This window comes from Mesorhizobium sp. M8A.F.Ca.ET.207.01.1.1 (assembly GCF_004794715.1).
Lineage (GTDB): Bacteria > Pseudomonadota > Alphaproteobacteria > Rhizobiales > Rhizobiaceae > Mesorhizobium.
Map to the genome: position 1 here is coordinate 454121 of NZ_SRUS01000003.1, position 16020 is coordinate 470140.

A 16020-nucleotide genomic window follows, 5' to 3' on the forward strand; every position below is an offset into this window, starting at 1 on the left:
CCTCAATTCCTCAATTCCTCAATTCCTCAATTCCTCAATTCCTCATTCCCTCAATTCCTCAATTCCCTACTCCCTTGCGACTATGGTCGTGAGGAACGTGGCGAGATCGTCGGTGACGAAATCGACGTCATCCTCGTTGGCCGGGTCGCGTTCCCAGATTTCGGAGAAGGTCGGTTCGAAATTGCGCGGTACCACGAGAACCGTGGTCATGCCCAACGACTTCGGCACGGCCAGGTTGCGGGCGAGATCCTCGAACATCACCGCATTGTGGCCGGTGACGGCGTGCAGCTCGGCGAACTTCTCGTAGGTCTGGCGCGCCGGCTTGGGGTTGAGGTCGGCGGCGACAATATCGAAGATGTCGTCGAAATGGTCGAGGATGCCGAGCTGGCGCGCGGTGCGCTCGGCGTGCCTGCGGTCGCCATTGGTGAAGATGAACTTGCGACCGGGAAGCTGCCGGATGGCGGTGCCGAGAACGGGATCGGGCACCAGCCACGAATAGTCGATGTCATGGACCTTCTCGAGGAAGTCGTCGGGATCGATGCCGTGGCGCGTCATCAGCCCGTTCAGCGTCGTGCCGTATTCGAGATAGAGCTCCTTCTGCAGCTTGCGCGCCTCCTCGCGCGGCAGCGCCAGCAGCTCCCCGACATAGGCGGTCATCTTGACGTCGATCTGCGAGAACAGATTCGAGTGGTGCGGATAGAGCGTGTTGTCGAGGTCGAACACCCAGTCGGTGACATGGGCGAAGCGGGCGGGATCGGGAAGCGTCGTCATGCGCTCCTTATGGCATGAAACAGGGATTCCGAAAGGGACTTTATCCACAACTTCTGCCCGTTGAGGTTGCAGAAATGGCCTCACGGTTCAAATTTTAACCGTCCGGGAAAGGTGGCCTTCAGGGCTTGCTGGCACAGAGACAAGTCCTGAGGGGAGTTCGCGATGAACAGCATTATTCTCAAATCCGCCGCCATCGCTTTCGCCTCCGTCGCCGCCTCTCTCATGCTGACGTTGATTGTCGTCCCAGCCATGGGATTCCCCATAACGCGCACGATCTGGCTGACCTCGACGCTCTGTCCGCTGGTCCTTGCCTGGGCCGCATGCGCCAGCACGTTCTGGCAGAGCGACAGGCTGAAAAACGCGCATCGCGAGCTTGCCCGTGCTCATGCCCAACTCGCCGCCGCGCACCGCCGCCTGGCGGAAAAGGCGAGCCGCGACGACATGACCGGCATGCTCAACCGGGAAAGCTTCTTTGCCGCGCTGGACGGCTCCCGGCGCAAGTCCGACCGCGGCGCCCTGCTGATCATCGACGCCGACCACTTCAAGACGATCAACGACAATTTCGGCCACCTGACCGGTGATGACGCGCTGCTGTTGATCGCCAGCGCCATCGAGCGCGGCGTGCGCAGCGGCGACGTGCTCGGCCGCATCGGCGGCGAGGAGTTCGGCGCGTTTCTGACCGGAGCCACGGAACAGGAGGCCAAGCGCGTTGCCGAGCGGATCCGCCGCGAGGTCGAACTGATCCGCTTCCGGCCGGTCGATGAACGGACCATTCCGTTGACCGTCAGCATCGGCGGCACTGTCTGCGGCGAGGATGTCAACGTATCGGAGCTGATGCGCGCCGCGGACCGGCGCCTCTACCAAGCCAAGCATGCGGGCCGCAACCTGACGATCCTCGATACCGATATTTCCGAAGCGGCATGAGCAGGCCGGGCCGGCACACCTGGCCCGTTAAAAAATTTCTAACCCTGTTTGCATCCGGTTGTGCCGCTTGTCGGCACTTTCCCCGCCTTGATGCCATGCTTGGCACGATACTGGCTTCCGTGACGATGTGTGTGCCGTTCGGGGAATGTCATGCGCGCATCGAAGCCCTAGCCGAGAGACCTGCCATGAGTTTCCTCATAAAAAAAATGTCGCGCCGCACGCTCGTGCGGGCGCTGATCGCCCTGCCTGCCCTGTCGTTGTTCCGCAAGCTGCCTGATGCCGACACCACCCATGCCGGTTTATCCCGGGCCGATCCTGACGAGATCGTCGAGGTCAATGGCTGGATCCTGAAGCGGAGCGACCTGGCATGATCTTCGACAGCTACGAGGCGTATCGCGCCGCCAACTTTGTGGCAAGGGTCTGCATCTTTGGTTCCGGTCCGGCCGGCACAACGATCGCCAGAAAACTTGGCGCTGCCGGCATTCCGGTCGTGGTGCTGGAAGCCGGTCCGCGGGAATTCAGCGACGACTCGCAAGACTTCTACCGCGGCACCACCGTCGGCGATTTCTATTTCGATCTCGACATCACCCGGCTGCGGTTCATGGGCGGCAGCTCCAATCACTGGGCCGGTTGGTGCCGCGTGCTCGACAAACTGGATTTCGAGCCCAAGGCCTGGGCGCCCGACACCGGCTGGCCGATCCGCCGCGCCGACATCGAACCCTACCTTTCGGAAGTGCGCGCTATCCTCGATCTTCCCGATTTCCGGCCTGATGTGCCGATCTCGGACGACATTCGCTGGGTGCAGTTGATCAAGAGCCCGGCGGTGCGGTTTGCCGAAAAATTCGCCGACGAACTCGACAAGAGCAAAAACATCGCCGTCGTGCTCAACACCTACGCCACCGAGCTTGCCGGCGACGGCAAACGCGTGACCGGCGCCAAGCTGTGGTCCAACGGACAGGACGCCGGCTTGTTCAGCGCCGACTATTTCATCGTCTGCACCGGCGGGCTGGAGAATTCACGGCTGCTTTTGTGGTCGAACCAGCGCTCCAACGGCGGCGTCGTGCCGAACGCGACGGCGCTTGGCCGCTACTGGATGGAGCATCCGACCTTCGAGGGCGGCAACGCCATCCTGGCCGACTATGGTGCGTTCGAGGTCGATGCCGTCAAGGAGGCCTTCTTCTCGCCGATGCCTGCCGCGATGGAACGTCTCAAGATCATGAATTTCGGCATCCGGCTGATCGAGACGCCCTATCCGGGCGTCAAGAGCCTCATCGCCGACCTAGCCTGCACGGCGCCGCACATGGCGGAATGGGTATCTGGCAAGCTCGACCAGAACCTGCGTTGCGCCGCTCAGCTTTATGTCGCCTGGGAACAGGCGCCGCTGGCTTCGAACCAGATCGAGTTGTCGAAGACCGAGGTCGACCATGCCGGCGTGCCGCGCATCGAACTGCACTGGAAGAAATCGAAACTGGAACAACGCACCCTTCTCGAAGGCCTGAGGCTGTTCGGCACGACGCTTGCCCAGAAAAACCTGGGCCGGGTCCGTATTGCCGACTGGATCTCGAACGGCGAGGATTATCCGACCAACGAAGAGACGGCGGGCCATCATCATATGGGGGGCACGCGCATGGGCACGGATGTCACCAGGAGCGTGGTGGACGCCAATTGCAAGGTGCATGGCATGGACAATCTCTATGTCGGCGGCTCTTCCGTGTTCTGCACGTCGGGCCAAGCCAACCCGACGACGACGATCACCGCGCTCGCCTGCCGGCTGGGCGACCATCTGAGCAAGGTCGTCATGGCCTGAACGACCTCCACGAAGCCGTCGTCCTGCCAAGCCACGACCGGCAGGGCCGGCGCCAAGGATGGCGCCGGCAGAGGCTCAAAAGCCGTAGACGGCGATCCGGACCAGCACGGCGGCGGCGGCCAGCGACACCAGCAGGATACCGAGACCGATCGGAGAGCCCCAGCCATACCATTCCATGGCCAGCTTGGCGTATTTGAATTCTTCCTCGTGCGAGAGAGGCGTACGCTGTTGAATCAAACTCATTTTTCATATCCTTGCCCGGGAGCGGCTCTTGCCTTGTCGGGGGCGTAGCCGCATATTGCTATAATGGTCTAAATGTTAGACGGATTGATAGTTAGATGATCGAAGTAAATTCGTCAAGCGGGAATCGAGCCGAACTGACGACAGCCATCGGTCTTGCCATCATGCAGTGGCAGGACGCGACGCAGGCCTATGACGAGGCGGTGGGGATGAGACTCGGCCTCAACATGGCCGAGCGCCATTGTATCGGACTGCTCCACGGCGGCCCGCAATCGGCCGGCGCGATCGCGACCGCGACCGGGTTGACGCCGGCCGCGGTGACCGCGCTGATCGACCGGCTGGAGGCGCGCGGCCTCTTGACGCGCACGCGCAGCCTCGAGGACAGGCGCAAGGTGGTCATCGAGGCAACGGAGTCAACACGGGAGCTGTCGGCACGCTATTACGGCGCCATCGCGCGGGAAGGGGAGAAGCTCATTGCCACGTTCAGTGACGCGGAGCTTGCCACCATTCGGCGCTTCGTCACCGCCGCGCTCGACCTGCAGCGCGACCAGCTCATGCGGCTGAAGGCCGAGGCGCCGCAGCCGCGCTGATCTAGAGGGTCAGACCACCTAGCGTCCTGATCGGCCGAAGCGCCGTTCGAGATAGGCTTGGCCGAATTCCAGCGCGATCGACAGAATCCAGTAAATCATCGAGGCGGTAATCAGCATCTCGATATGGCGGAACTCCGTCTGGCCCATCGTGCGGGCGAGATACATGATCTCCCAGACGCCGACGACGGAGACCAGCGAGGAATCCTTCAGCATGGCGATGAACTGGTTGCCGGTCGGCGGGATGATGACGCGCATGGCCTGCGGCAGGATGACGAGCGCCATGGTCTGGCCGGGGCTCAGGCCGAGCGCCGTGGCGCCTTCGCTTTGACCACGCGGGATGCTTTCGATGCCGGCGCGGAAGATCTCGGTCATGTAGGCGCCGTAACACAGCGACAGCGCGACGATACCCGCCGGCACCGCGCCGATCACGTAACCGATCTGCGGCAGCCCGAGATAGATGATGTAGATCTGCATCAGCAACGGCAGGCCGCGAAACAGCGATGTGTAGAAGGTGGCCAGCCCGTAGACGATGCCGTTTCCGGTCAACTTGGCGATGGCGCCGACCAGCGCGATCAAGGTCGCGATCAGGATCGAAATCGCCGAAATGTAAAGCGTCGTGGTGACGCCCTGGGTGATCAGGAAGCCGACTTTCCTGGCGATGAAGGCCAAGGAGAGGTCGAAGGAATAGAAGAACAGCATCAGGAGCACGAACAGCTCGATCCAGACGCCGACGATCTGCTGGCGTCGGGGCAGGAGCAGAAGCAGCTTGCAATTCATCAGCACCAGCAGCGCGATCAACACGGCCGAGAGGGCGCGCGACAAGGCTGGGTTGGCCTGCAGCCAGTCGGACGCAAGCGGCATCAATGAGCCGATCCAGCTCGACTTGATGCCCATGGCGTAGAGGGCTGCGGCCAGCAGCGCCGGAAAAAGCGCGGCCGCGGCGCGGCGGGCGAGCCCTGGATGGGAGAGCATCAGCCTGCCGATCATGCCGTCACCTTGTCCTTGGCGATGGCGTTGCGTTCCCGCCACCAGTCCTGCGCCTGCAGTTTCCAATAGGTAAGCTGCGCGGCGGCCAGGCCGGCGGCGCCGCCGGCCCAGCTCAGTCCGAAGGGCGCGAACTGCCGGTACCGGTCCGAGGCGCCCAGAATGCCCTCGGCGACAATTTTTCCGGCAATCGCCGTGGTGTTGAGCCCATGGCCGCCGAAAGCGGTGCAGTACCAGACGCCTGGCTGCAGCTCGCCGATCTGGGGCATCAGATGCCGGGCATAGGACATCAGCCCCGACCACGCCAGTTCGGTCTTGAGGCCGGCAAGCTGCGGGTAGGTGCCGACCATCTCGCGGCGCAATTCGCGCGCCAACGCGTCGGCGGAAGCGGCGCGCGTGGTGATGCGCCCGCCCCACAGGAGGCGGCGGCCATTCTCGACCAGGCGATAATAGTCGCCGGCCCGCCTGTTGTCGCCGACGGCGTCCGTCGTGGCGACCGCTTGCGCGATGAGGCGGGGGGCCGCCTCGGAAACCATGACATAGGTCGCGATGGGCAGGAACGCCCGGTAGAGTTGGCCGAATACCGGGCCGGTATAGCCGCCGGTCGCGAGCACGATCCGGGGCGCCCGAAGCGTGCCCTGTCTGGTGCGAAGCATCTTTTGCGGCCCCGAGAGGTCGCACTGCACGACTTCGGAGCTTTCATGAATCTCGCCGCCAAGCCGCTCGATCTCGTCGGCAAGGCAACGCAGATAGTTGAGCGGATGGATGTGAAAGGCGTTCGGGTCACGCAGGCCCTGGTGGTAGCGAGCGGACTTCAGCACCGATCGGACGTCTTCTCTCTCGAGATACTGAAGTTCATAGCCATGGTCGCGGGCCATCTGTTCGGCATAGGCCTTCAGCGCATCGCCGTCGTCGTAGCGCAAGACGCTGAGCAGGCCGGCACGCGGCTGGGCGGCCGATATTGCGAGCGTCTCGATGGTGTCGCGCACGAATTCGACGCCTTCGATCGACAGCCGGTGCAGGTCGCGCGCGGCCTCCCCGCCGACACGTGCGGCGATATTGTCGCCGCCGGTGGCGAAGCCGGGCGTGACGAAACCGCCATTGCGGCCCGAAGCGCCGAAACCGACGAGCTGGGCTTCCAGCACGGCGACATGCAGTCCGGCGCGCGCCAGCTGCAGCGCCGTCGTCAGCCCGGCCAATCCGGCGCCGACGACGGCCACGTCACATTGCGCCTCGCCTTGCAGCGGAGGCCTCGTCTTCCGGTCGGTCAGGGTGCGGGCGTAGTAGGTATCCGGATAGGCCATCGACGACTTTGCGGTGAGGGGCATGTATTTGGTGGGTGATGCCGCCGGCTGCCGAGGGGCAGCCGGCGGAATGACTTTACTTGGCGCTGTAGTCCTTGCCGTACCACTTCGTGGTCAGCGCGGCGAGCGTGCCGTCCGTCTTCATCCCGGTGATGATGCCCGCGACCTTCGCGGTCCACTCCGGATCCTTCTTCTCGGCGATGACGACGAGCGGCTCGCGGAAGGCGTACTCGCCTTCGAGGATCTTCACGGGATAGCCGTTCTTGATGGCGTTCTGCGCCGTCTGCTCCGGTGCGATCACGGCATTCAGGCGCACGCCGTCGCCAAGCCGCAGGTCATCGAAGGGAAGCATGGAATCCGCGTAGGTGCGGACCTCGCCCGGTTCCAGCTTGTATTGGATGGGAGCCAGGCCGGGTGCGTCGATTTCGAGCTTGCGGCGGATGAAATCCTCCGAGGTGGTGGCCGTCTCGACGCCGATGATCTTGCCGTTGAGATCGGCGACCGACTTCGCGCCGCTGTCCTTGTGCAGGACGTAGACATAGGGGCTGTAATAATAGATGCCGACAAAGTCGATCACCTTGGAACGGGCTTTGGTCGGCGTGACCGATCCGACGCCGAGGTCGTAGCGTCCCTGCCAGCGTCCGCCGGTCAGCGTCGCCCAGTCGGGCGTTTCGAACGAGACCTCGACACCGAGCCGCTTGCCGATCTCGCGCGAGACATCGATGTCGAAGCCGGCGAGTTCGTTGCTGTCGTTGAGAAAGCTCTGCGGTGGCCAGGCCGCGTTGGTGGCGATGACCATCGCCTTTTTCGACGTGACGCGGTCCAGGGTTTCCCCGGCCATGGCCGCCGTTGTGATCGCGAATGTCGCGGCGGCAAGAACGGCTAAATCGAGCAGCTTTTTCAAAGTTATCCCTCCCTTGTGGTTGAAACTGATAGGATGCGTAACGTCGGACCTCAGCGCTTTCGGCCACAGGTTCAACGCGGATCGGTTTGTGCCCACCACAGCCGAAGCTCGTTCCCCCTGATGGACCGGCGTTTGTGACCCCAGACAGTCAGGTCGCAAAAAGAAGGGTTCCACCCGGCGAAATGCGGGATAATGGCGATCGCGCAGTCATTGCGTGCCTTGAGACGGCAAAGTGCCGGATATGTTCGCCTTGTTCCGTTCGCTAAGGCCGGTCTTCCGGATTGTCGCGGGGGCGGTTCAGCCGATAGGATCGCGGCGGTTACAGCGCGGATCGAGCGAGAGGATTTGTTTGTGGAATTGACCGAGAAGGATCGTCAGCTGCTCGCGCTGATGCAGAAGAATGCGCGTGAGCCGGTCGCGTCACTGGCACGTCAGCTCGGCGTATCGCGGACAGCGCTGCAGGAGCGGATCCAGAAGCTGGAGGCCGGCGGCATTATCGAAGGCTATAGCGTGCGGCTGACCAAGGAGGTGGCCCAGAACGCCGTCCACTGTTTCACGCTCGCCGCCCTGAACAACAAGAGCTATCCGGACGTCTCCAGAAAGATCAAGGCGATGCCTTCGATCCAGGCGGTCTACGCCATCACCGGCGAGTGGGACCTGATCATCCACCTTGCCGCCGAGACGCTCGAGAAGCTGAACCGGGAGGTGAATGCCGTGAACGAAATCAGCGGCGTCGTCAAAACCGCTTCCCATGTGGTGATGGAGACGAAGTTCAACCGGACCATCTACGCCTTGTAGGAGATGGCGGGATGTCCGGCGGCGGGCATTACCGTCTCGAGGTCGAAAGGCACATGGTGGGCATCGTTGCTCCCGACCGTGAACCAATGTCGGCAGAGGACGAGACTATTTCGGTTGGACCCCATAGGCGACAAGAAACGCCTCGACCGAGGCATCCGCGTGCCGTTCAAGTTCGGCTTTGGAACGCGGGTTGCTCCCCGTGAACATGGCTTCATTCATGGGGATCCAAAGGATCATCCCAAAAAGATGGCTGGCCGCCAGACGGGGATCACTGGTTTGCATCAGCCCCCGATCGGTGAGCTTTTGAAAGCAGGACGCCGTCGAGGCAAGCATGCGCTCAAAGCCTTTTTCGTACCAGCCGCGGCCAAGCTGCGGCATTCGATCCGCGTTGGCGATGATCAGGCGGCGCAGCTTCAACAACTCGTCGTCCATGAGCATCGTTATCAGGCGCCGAGCAAGCTGCTGCAGGCCGCCCTCCATGAATTTCGCCTCGGAAAGCAGTGTCGTCACGGACTCGATGATGTCGTTGACCTGGCCAGCGGTTGATAGAACGACTTCACCGAAAAGCGTCTCCTTGTCGGTGAAATGCTTGTACACGGTCTGCTTGGAAGCTCCCGCCCTGTTGGCGATTTCCTCCATGCTGGTTCCATCATAGCCCTTGGCGATGAACGCCGCCGTGGCCGCCTGGATGATTTCACGATCCTTGCGTGCCGATCTGGTCTCCCCCTTGATTTCCATGGCACCCCTTTGACCGGTACTAGACGGTACCGTTCTCTCGTGATAGTCGTCAAACGGTACTGGACTGACTAGTACCTGTCAACGAAGGCGAGGCTTTAGACCGATGACCAAGATGATCTTCATAAATCTGCCGGTGCGCGATCTGCAGGCAGCCACCAATTTTTATCTCGCGATCGGGGGCACGCTCAATCCGCAGTTCTCGAGCGACCAGGCCAGCTCGATCATGTTCTCGGACTCCATTGGCGTCATGTTGCTTTCGCATCAGTACTACAGCCAGTTCACCGAGCGGCAGATCGGCGACCCCAGGCGTGAAAGCCAGATGCTGATCGCGCTCACCGCCGACAGCAAGGACGACGTCAACGCCATGATCGAGAAGGGCGTGGCGGCAGGCGGACGCGCTGATCCCAATCCAGCGCAGGATCTCGGCTTCATGTTCAACCGCCACATCGAAGACCCCGACGGCAACGTCTGGGAGTTCATGTGGATGAACCCCGCCGCCCTGCAATAGTCTGTCTGGATCAAAGCATCTGAAGCGCGTCGCGTCGAAACGGAGTCATGCGACGCGCTTTAGGTCTTTGTTTTTATGTCGTATTCCCAAAACCGAAACGGACTAGACCGTCGCCGGGTCGAGCGCCGGCTGGCTCTTGCGGCGTGCGACGATCGCCTCGAAATCCGCGCTCTGGAAGGCGTCGCGCAAGGCGTCGAAGGACGGCAGCACGAAATAGGCGCGCTGGAACTTGTCGATCTCGTAGCCGGTGCGCATCACCGTTTCCAGGTCGAACGGCACATGATGGGCGTCCTTGCCCTCCACCGCGAATTGCAATTCGGTGAACGACGACATCAGCCCGGCGCCGAAGGCTTTCAGCGGCTGGCCGGCTTCCCGCATCAGGCCATACTCGGCCGTATACCAGTAGAGCCGGGTGATCATCTCGTCGCCGCCGAGCGCGATGATGTCGCCGGCCTTCCTGCCATACATCTGCATGAAATCGGCGAACACCGGCTGCGACAGCACCGGCACATGGCCGAAGAAATCATGGAACATGTCCGGCTCGACGATATAGTCGAGTTCCTGCCTGGTGCGCAGCCAGTTGGTGACCGGGAAGCGGCGATTGGCGAGGTGATCGAAGAACGGGGCCGCCGGAATGAGGCCGGGCACGGCGACGATCTCCCAGCCGGTCAGCTTGCGCAGCCTGGCGCTGACGTCGGCGAAATCGGGAATGGCGTCGAGCAGGCCGAGCTTCTCCACGCCGTCGAGATAGGAATGGTGGGCGAGCTTGCGCGTCAGCCTGGTCTGGCGGTCGCACAGCGTGCGCCACACCGCCTGCTCCTCGGCGCTGTAGTCATAGCCCTGTGCCACGGTGAAATCGGCGCGGCAGACCGAATAGTCGCCGCGCAACCCTTGCGCCGCGCAGTCGCGGGCATATTCGGCAACGCTCATCGTCGTCATATGTCTTCTCCCTCGCAAAGCATCGATGGCTGCGGTGCCGAAAGTGTAGCCCGACTTACCGAGGCAAATTGGTTTTGATCCTAGATGGAGCGGCATATTCGAGATAATATTCACTCACAGTCGGCATCAGGAGAGTGAAAATGCCTCAGTTCGATGATTTCGAGATCAGGATGCTCGATGTCCTGCAACGCGACGGGCGCAAACCTGTCTCCGAGCTGGCGCAGGAGATCGGCCTCTCCACCACGCCCTGCGCGCGGCGCTTCGAAGCGCTGCAGGAAGCCGGCATCATCAAGGGATTTGCCGCCGTGATCAGCCGCCGCGCGGTCGGCCTGATGGTCGAGGTGTTCATCCAGGTGCGCCTCGTCAGCCACAGCGACGGCTCTCCCGAAAGCTTCATTGCCGCCGTGCAGCGCATGGACGAGGTGTCGTCGTGCTGGACGATGACCGGCGACCACGATTTTCTGCTGCATGTCATGGTGCCATCGGTCGACGAGCTCAACGCCTTCGTCATGCATCGGCTGATGCGGCTCGAGGGCGTGCGCGACGTCCACACCCAGCTGGTGCTGCAGAACATCAAGGGACCCGGCCACGTGCCGCTCGCGCATCTCAGGCGCTGACAGCGCTCACTCTTTTCTGCGGAAAAGCTGCGAGCAAACTGCTGAAACGGGCCAACCGGGCGGCACGATCGCCGGCCAGCATGCGGACCAACGTCCTGGAGGTCCGCTATGAAAATCGTCCTGATCAATCCGCCGCACACCGCCATCGGCAGCCGCGTGCCCGACGATCACCTGCCGCCACTCGGCCTGCTGGCCATCGGCGGCCCGCTGGTCGACGCCGGCCACGACGTGCGGCTCGTCGATGCCGAGTTCGGGCCGATGCCGCTCGCCTCGGTCGTTGCGGAAGCCCTGAAGGACTGTCCCGGCTTCGTCCTGATCGGTCATTCCGGGTCCACTTCGGCGCATCCGGCCGCCTTGTTGATCGCCGCGATGATCAAGGCGCGCGAACCTGCGACGATCGTCATCTATGGTGGCGTCTTCCCGACCTATCACTGGCGCGACATCCTGACTGAGACCGACGTCTTCGACTTCATCGTGCGCGGCGAGGGCGAGGCGACCGTGGTGGCGCTGGTCGAGGCGGTGGAGATGCGCCAGCCGCCGGCAAGCGTTGCCGGCATCGCCTACCGCGACAATCTCACCCGTCCTTTTGCCACGCAAGCGGCGATGACCATCGCCGACCTCGACGCCTACCGCGTCGGCTGGGAACTGATTGACGTCAGCAGATACAGTTACTGGGGCGGCAAGCGCGCGGTGGTCATGCAGTTTTCGCGCGGCTGCCCGCATCTGTGCAATTATTGCGGCCAGCGCGGCTTCTGGACCCGCTGGCGGCATCGCGATCCCAAGAAATTCGCGCAGGAGATCGCCTGGCTGCACCGCGAGCACGGCGTCGAGCTGATCAACCTCGCCGACGAGAACCCGACCGTCTCGAAGAAGGCCTGGCGCGCTTTCCTGGATGCGATGATCGCCGAGAACGTGCCGGTGCTGATCGTCGGCTCGACACGCGCCGACGATATCGTGCGCGACGCCGACATGCTGCACCTCTACCGCAAGGCCGGTGTTATCCGCTGGCTGCTCGGCATGGAAAACACCGACGAGCAGACGCTGCGACTGATCCGCAAGGGCGGCAGCACCTCGTCCGACCGCGAGGCGATACGGCTGCTGCGAAAGCACGGCATCCTGTCGATGGCGACCTGGGTGGCCGGTTTCGAGGATGAAGGTTTTCGTGATCTCTGGCGTGGTTTCCGCCAGCTCATCGCCTATGACCCGGACCAGATCCAGGCGCTCTATGTGACGCCGCATCGGTGGACGCCGTTCTTCCGCATCGCGCGGGATCGCAGGGTCATCCAGAAGGACGCCCGCCTGTGGGACTACAAACACCAGGTGCTGCACATGACGCGGCTCAAGCCATGGATGCTGTTCTTCTCGGTCAAGCTGATCGAACTCGCCGTGCAGTCGCGGCCGAAGGCGCTGGCGCGCATCCTGTTCCACCCGGATCCCGAGCAGCGGCATTCGATGCGCTGGTACACCAAAATGGGCCGCCGCGTCTGGTTCCGCGAGGTGTGGGGTTTCTTGGTGACCGACAACCGGGTGAAAGGCGGCCCGACGCTCGCCGAATTCTGGGGCGCGCCGCAGGATGCGGAGGAAGAGTCGATGACCTTTCAGCGCCCGGCGAAGAGACCAGTAACGGCGCCTGCCGCCGAGCAGCATGCCTTTGGCGTCTCACCGCCGGCCTGACCCGTCTCGCCCTGGCCGCCAGCGGACCTCGCGCTAATTTCTGGCGATCGGACGATGGTGACCAGCAGGAGGAAGCGATGAAACTTGTCACGCATAAGAAGATGAAAGGTGGCCGGCCTATGCCTTGGGGGAAAGGCACCGTCGTGACCGGAGCCAAGGGGTATGTCTTCCTTGCCGGCAATACAGGCACGGCCGAGAATTATGACCCGTCGAGCGGCAAGGGGGGCGCCGTCGGCGACGCGGCGACGCAATGGCGTTCCATTCTGACGAACATCAAATCGGATCTGGAGGAGCTCGGTAGCTCGCTCGAATATCTCGTCAAGATCACCCAGTACGTCAAAGGGCCGTTTCCCGACGGAGGCGCGCTGAGCTCCCCAAATTTCCGGCTGGACGTGATGGACGAATTCTTCGCCGAGCACTGCCCGAAGCACTGCAGCTACAACAATCCGCCGCCCTCGGAAGTGATCGGGGTCGCCGCGCTCGCGCAATCCGATCTCGTCATCGAGATCGTGGCCGTCGCCGCTCTGCCGGACTGAGGATGCCGGGCTCCGAAGCGCAAAATGTCAAGGCACGATCAGTGTACCGGCGCCGTGTTCGGTGAAGAGTTCGAGCAGCACCGAATGCGGCGTCTTGCCATTGAGGATGACGACGCCCTCGACGCCGCGCTCGATCGCCTCGATGCAGGTCTCGACCTTGGGGATCATGCCGCCCGAGACCGTGCCGTCCTTGATCAGCGCCTTCGCCTCGGTGACCGTCAGCTCGTCGATCAGCTTCTTGTTCTTGTCGAGCACGCCGGGCACGTCGGTGAGGAACAGCAGGCGCGAGGCCTTGCATGCGCCGGCGATGGCGCCGGCGAAAGTGTCGGCGTTGATGTTGTAGGTGTGACCGTCGCGGCCGGGCGCCACCGGCGCCAGAACAGGGATCATTTCGGAGCGGGCCAGCAGGTCGAGCAGCGTGCGGTCGACCTCGACCGGCTCGCCGACGAAACCGAGATCGAGCACGCGCTCGATGTTGGAATCGGGGTCGATCATGGTCTTGCGCGCCTTTTCGGCGAACACCATGTTGCCGTCCTTGCCGCACAGGCCGATCGCCCATTCGCCCTCGGCGTTGATCAGTGCGACGATCTCCTTGTTGATCGACCCGGCCAGCACCATCTCGACGATCTCGACCGTCTTCTGGTCGGTGACGCGCAGGCCGCCCTCGAACTTGGATTCGATCCCCATCTTGTTCAGCATGGCGCCGATCTGCGGGCCGCCGCCATGGACGACGATCGGATTGACGCCGGACTGCTTCAACAGCGCGATGTCGCGGGCGAAGGCCTTGCCGAGCTCGATGTCGCCCATGGCATGGCCGCCATATTTCACCACGACCGTCTTGTGCTCGTAGCGCTGCATATAGGGCAGCGCGCGCGACAAGAGTGCGGCCTGCATTTCGGCGGTGGCGGCGACGTCCGTCATCGGCGTGGTTCCCTGGCTTTTGGTTTTATGCATGCCGTTGTCCCCAAACCGCTGGGCACATTTGGGCGACATGCATCAGGTAAGGACGGCGGCGTCTTAGCGGGAATTGACGCGAGCCGCAAATGGCATTGCTGTCATATTCGAGCCGTTCACGGTGTCGTCATTGTGACGGCACCATCAGCGGCGCCCGCCGCTTCAGCCAGCCCGAGATCTTCTCCATCTGCGCGGCGAGCGACAAAAGCGTTTCCTCGTCGCCCGGGCGGCCGGCGGCCTGGATGCCGAGCGGCAGGCCGGCGTCCGTGACATGGACCGGTAGCGCAATCGACGGCTGGCCGCTGACATTGTGGATTGCGGGCCAGTGCGTGAACCAGAGGCTCTTGTCCATCAACTGGCCGAACAGTGGTTTGATCCTGAGCAGCGCCGTGAGATGCAGCTTGTCGACCAGGGTTTCGATCAACTCGTCGGCGCCTTTGGGATCCATGGCGCCGCAGGCAAGCGGCGGGTGCGCGATGACGGGCATCAGCACCGCATCATAGCGCGCAGTGTCCTCGATCAGGCGGCGCGAGGCGGCATGCAGCCGCTGCAGGCCGGCATAGACCTCGCCGGCCGAGACCATTTCGCCCAACCGGCCGAGCACTCGCGTGGCGCGCTCGATGTCGCCCGTCACGGAGCGGCCGACGCGCAGCGCTTCACCCCGCAACGAGCCGGCAACGGCGGAGGCGACCGTCGTGCAGAAATCGGCGAAGAAATCGCGGCCGATGAAGGGCAGCTCGATGTCCTCGACGGTATGGCCGCCCTCACGGGCGAGCGCCACGGCAATGTCGAGCGCCTTGAGCGTCTCGGCCGAAATCGGCAGGCCGAGCGGCGACTTGCGGTAGACGGCCAGCTTGAGCTTGCCGGGATCGCGCGCGGCAGCGGCCGCGAACGGACCCTTTGGCGGCCGCGCGGCATAAGGCGCCAGCACATCTGGACCATGGGTGAGGTCGAGCAGCAGCGCGCAGTCGCGCACCGAGCGGGTGACGGCGTGATCGACGACCATGCCGTACCAGCTTTCGCTTACCAGCGGCGACAGCGGGACACGGCCGCGCGAGGTCTTGAGACCGACAAGGCCGCTGCAGGCCGAAGGCACGCGGATCGAGCCGCCGCCATCCGACGCATGCGCCGCCGGCACGACGCCGGCGGCGACCAGGGCTGCCGAACCGCCCGATGAGCCGCCGGTGGTGTGGCCGGTATTCCAGGGATTGCGGGTGATGCCGAAGGCTTTGGATTCCGTCATCAGCCGCAGCCCGTGCTCGGGCGAGGTCGAGGTGACGATCGGGATCAGCCCGGCGGCGAGATAGCGGTCGGTCATCACCGAATTGAAATCGGGCACCCATGCGGGAATGCGGCTGCCGCCATGCGAGGGCACGCCCTTGGCGGCGATGCCGAGATCCTTGATGGCAAAGGGGACGCCGGCTAGCGGCAAGGAGCGGTCGATGCTCTTCGCCCGCGCCCGCGCGGCGTCATAGAGCGTTTCGGCCGTGGCATTGATTTCGGGGCGAGTGGCCTCGGCGCGGGCGATTGCCGCTTCGGTCAATTCGATCGCCGACACGTCGCCCTTGCGCACCAGAGCGGCGAGGCCGGTCGCGTCTTCTTCCCAAAGGATTCGTTCGACCGACATGCGCGCTCCCCCGTTGCCGCCAAGCTAGTCAGCAGCGATTCCGTTGGCAATCCAGGCCATAATGTCTCAGTTTGGAATTTGAGCGGCGAGTTTTTGTAAGACGCC

General features: G+C 63.2%; 18 protein-coding genes. 9 read left to right on the forward strand and 9 right to left on the reverse strand.

The window, feature by feature from the left end; all coding sequences use genetic code 11:
- Positions 1 to 66: 66 nt before the first annotated feature.
- On the reverse strand, positions 67 to 771 hold the full coding sequence (locus tag EN850_RS10945) for a pyrimidine 5'-nucleotidase (protein ID WP_135862578.1): 705 nt from the start codon (positions 769 to 771) through the stop codon (positions 67 to 69).
- Positions 772 to 933: 162 nt separating this feature from the next.
- Here EN850_RS10945 and EN850_RS10950 point away from each other — a divergent pair, with 162 nt between their 5' ends.
- Genes EN850_RS10950 through EN850_RS10960 form a run of 3 tightly spaced genes read left to right on the forward strand, consistent with a single transcriptional unit; the run spans position 934 to position 3502 of the window.
- Positions 934 to 1695 (forward strand): GGDEF domain-containing protein, encoded by a 762-nt coding sequence (locus tag EN850_RS10950; protein WP_127276044.1) that lies wholly within the window; start codon positions 934 to 936, stop codon positions 1693 to 1695.
- Positions 1692 to 2066 (forward strand): hypothetical protein, encoded by a 375-nt coding sequence (locus tag EN850_RS37090; protein ID WP_246689176.1) that lies wholly within the window; start codon positions 1692 to 1694, stop codon positions 2064 to 2066. Before EN850_RS10950 ends, EN850_RS37090 begins: the two co-directional genes overlap by 4 nt.
- Positions 2063 to 3502: a GMC family oxidoreductase gene (locus EN850_RS10960; RefSeq protein WP_136091230.1), complete on the forward strand. Its 1440-nt coding sequence runs from the start codon at positions 2063 to 2065 to the stop codon at positions 3500 to 3502. The genes EN850_RS37090 and EN850_RS10960 overlap by 4 nt, the downstream gene beginning before the upstream one ends.
- A 75-nt stretch (positions 3503 to 3577) precedes the next feature.
- On the opposite strand, the gene EN850_RS36320 is transcribed toward EN850_RS10960, so the two are convergent.
- Positions 3578 to 3745: a hypothetical protein gene (locus tag EN850_RS36320; RefSeq protein ID WP_167531521.1), complete on the reverse strand. Its 168-nt coding sequence runs from the start codon at positions 3743 to 3745 to the stop codon at positions 3578 to 3580.
- Between the two features lie 95 nt (positions 3746 to 3840).
- Here EN850_RS36320 and EN850_RS10965 point away from each other — a divergent pair, with 95 nt between their 5' ends.
- A complete protein-coding gene (locus EN850_RS10965) occupies positions 3841 to 4332 on the forward strand; it encodes a MarR family transcriptional regulator (protein ID WP_127873301.1) in 492 nt (163 codons plus the stop codon).
- Between the two features lie 18 nt (positions 4333 to 4350).
- On the opposite strand, the gene EN850_RS10970 is transcribed toward EN850_RS10965, so the two are convergent.
- The 3 genes from EN850_RS10970 to EN850_RS10980 all read right to left on the reverse strand — a co-directional run bounded on the left by EN850_RS10970 (position 4351) and on the right by EN850_RS10980 (position 7461).
- A complete protein-coding gene (locus EN850_RS10970) occupies positions 4351 to 5319 on the reverse strand; it encodes an amino acid ABC transporter permease (RefSeq protein WP_136091231.1) in 969 nt (322 codons plus the stop codon).
- Positions 5316 to 6620, reverse strand: coding sequence for an FAD-binding oxidoreductase (locus EN850_RS10975; protein ID WP_127276052.1), 1305 nt, complete (start codon positions 6618 to 6620; stop codon positions 5316 to 5318). The genes EN850_RS10970 and EN850_RS10975 overlap by 4 nt, the downstream gene beginning before the upstream one ends.
- A 76-nt stretch (positions 6621 to 6696) precedes the next feature.
- Positions 6697 to 7461, reverse strand: coding sequence for a transporter substrate-binding domain-containing protein (locus EN850_RS10980; protein WP_245464268.1), 765 nt, complete (start codon positions 7459 to 7461; stop codon positions 6697 to 6699).
- A 255-nt stretch (positions 7462 to 7716) separates the two neighbouring features.
- Between EN850_RS10980 and EN850_RS10985 the strand changes: the two genes are divergently transcribed.
- A complete protein-coding gene (locus EN850_RS10985; RefSeq protein ID WP_245511988.1) occupies positions 7717 to 8322 on the forward strand; it encodes an Lrp/AsnC family transcriptional regulator in 606 nt (201 codons plus the stop codon).
- 105 nt (positions 8323 to 8427) lie between these two features.
- Here the strand turns inward: EN850_RS10985 and EN850_RS10990 are convergent, their stop codons facing one another.
- Complete coding sequence (locus EN850_RS10990) at positions 8428 to 9060, reverse strand: TetR/AcrR family transcriptional regulator (protein ID WP_136091232.1); 633 nt, start codon at positions 9058 to 9060, stop codon at positions 8428 to 8430.
- Positions 9061 to 9163: 103 nt separating this feature from the next.
- On the opposite strand from EN850_RS10990, the gene EN850_RS10995 reads away from it, so the two are divergent.
- A complete protein-coding gene (locus EN850_RS10995) occupies positions 9164 to 9568 on the forward strand; it encodes a VOC family protein (RefSeq protein ID WP_135862569.1) in 405 nt (134 codons plus the stop codon).
- Positions 9569 to 9670: 102 nt separating this feature from the next.
- Here EN850_RS10995 and phhA read toward each other — a convergent pair whose 3' ends face one another.
- The gene (gene phhA / locus EN850_RS11000) at positions 9671 to 10507 is read right to left on the reverse strand and encodes a phenylalanine 4-monooxygenase (RefSeq protein ID WP_127276037.1); all 837 of its coding nucleotides are present in this window, start codon (positions 10505 to 10507) and stop codon (positions 9671 to 9673) included.
- Positions 10508 to 10647: 140 nt separating this feature from the next.
- On the opposite strand from phhA, the gene EN850_RS11005 reads away from it, so the two are divergent.
- The 3 genes from EN850_RS11005 (at position 10648) to EN850_RS11015 (ending at position 13334) form a co-directional block, all read left to right on the forward strand.
- Positions 10648 to 11124 (forward strand): Lrp/AsnC family transcriptional regulator, encoded by a 477-nt coding sequence (locus EN850_RS11005; protein WP_127276036.1) that lies wholly within the window; start codon positions 10648 to 10650, stop codon positions 11122 to 11124.
- A 108-nt stretch (positions 11125 to 11232) separates the two neighbouring features.
- Positions 11233 to 12798 (forward strand): magnesium-protoporphyrin IX monomethyl ester anaerobic oxidative cyclase, encoded by a 1566-nt coding sequence (gene bchE, locus EN850_RS11010; RefSeq protein ID WP_136091233.1) that lies wholly within the window; start codon positions 11233 to 11235, stop codon positions 12796 to 12798.
- A 77-nt stretch (positions 12799 to 12875) separates the two neighbouring features.
- Complete coding sequence (locus EN850_RS11015) at positions 12876 to 13334, forward strand: RidA family protein (RefSeq protein WP_127276034.1); 459 nt, start codon at positions 12876 to 12878, stop codon at positions 13332 to 13334.
- Positions 13335 to 13361: 27 nt separating this feature from the next.
- On the opposite strand, the gene argB is transcribed toward EN850_RS11015, so the two are convergent.
- On the reverse strand, positions 13362 to 14255 hold the full coding sequence (gene argB / locus EN850_RS11020; protein ID WP_127276050.1) for an acetylglutamate kinase: 894 nt from the start codon (positions 14253 to 14255) through the stop codon (positions 13362 to 13364).
- Between the two features lie 160 nt (positions 14256 to 14415).
- Positions 14416 to 15915 carry an amidase gene (locus EN850_RS11025; protein WP_136091234.1) on the reverse strand — a complete coding sequence of 500 codons (1500 nt, stop codon included), beginning with the start codon at positions 15913 to 15915 and terminating at the stop codon, positions 14416 to 14418.
- Positions 15916 to 16020: the final 105 nt, after the last annotated feature.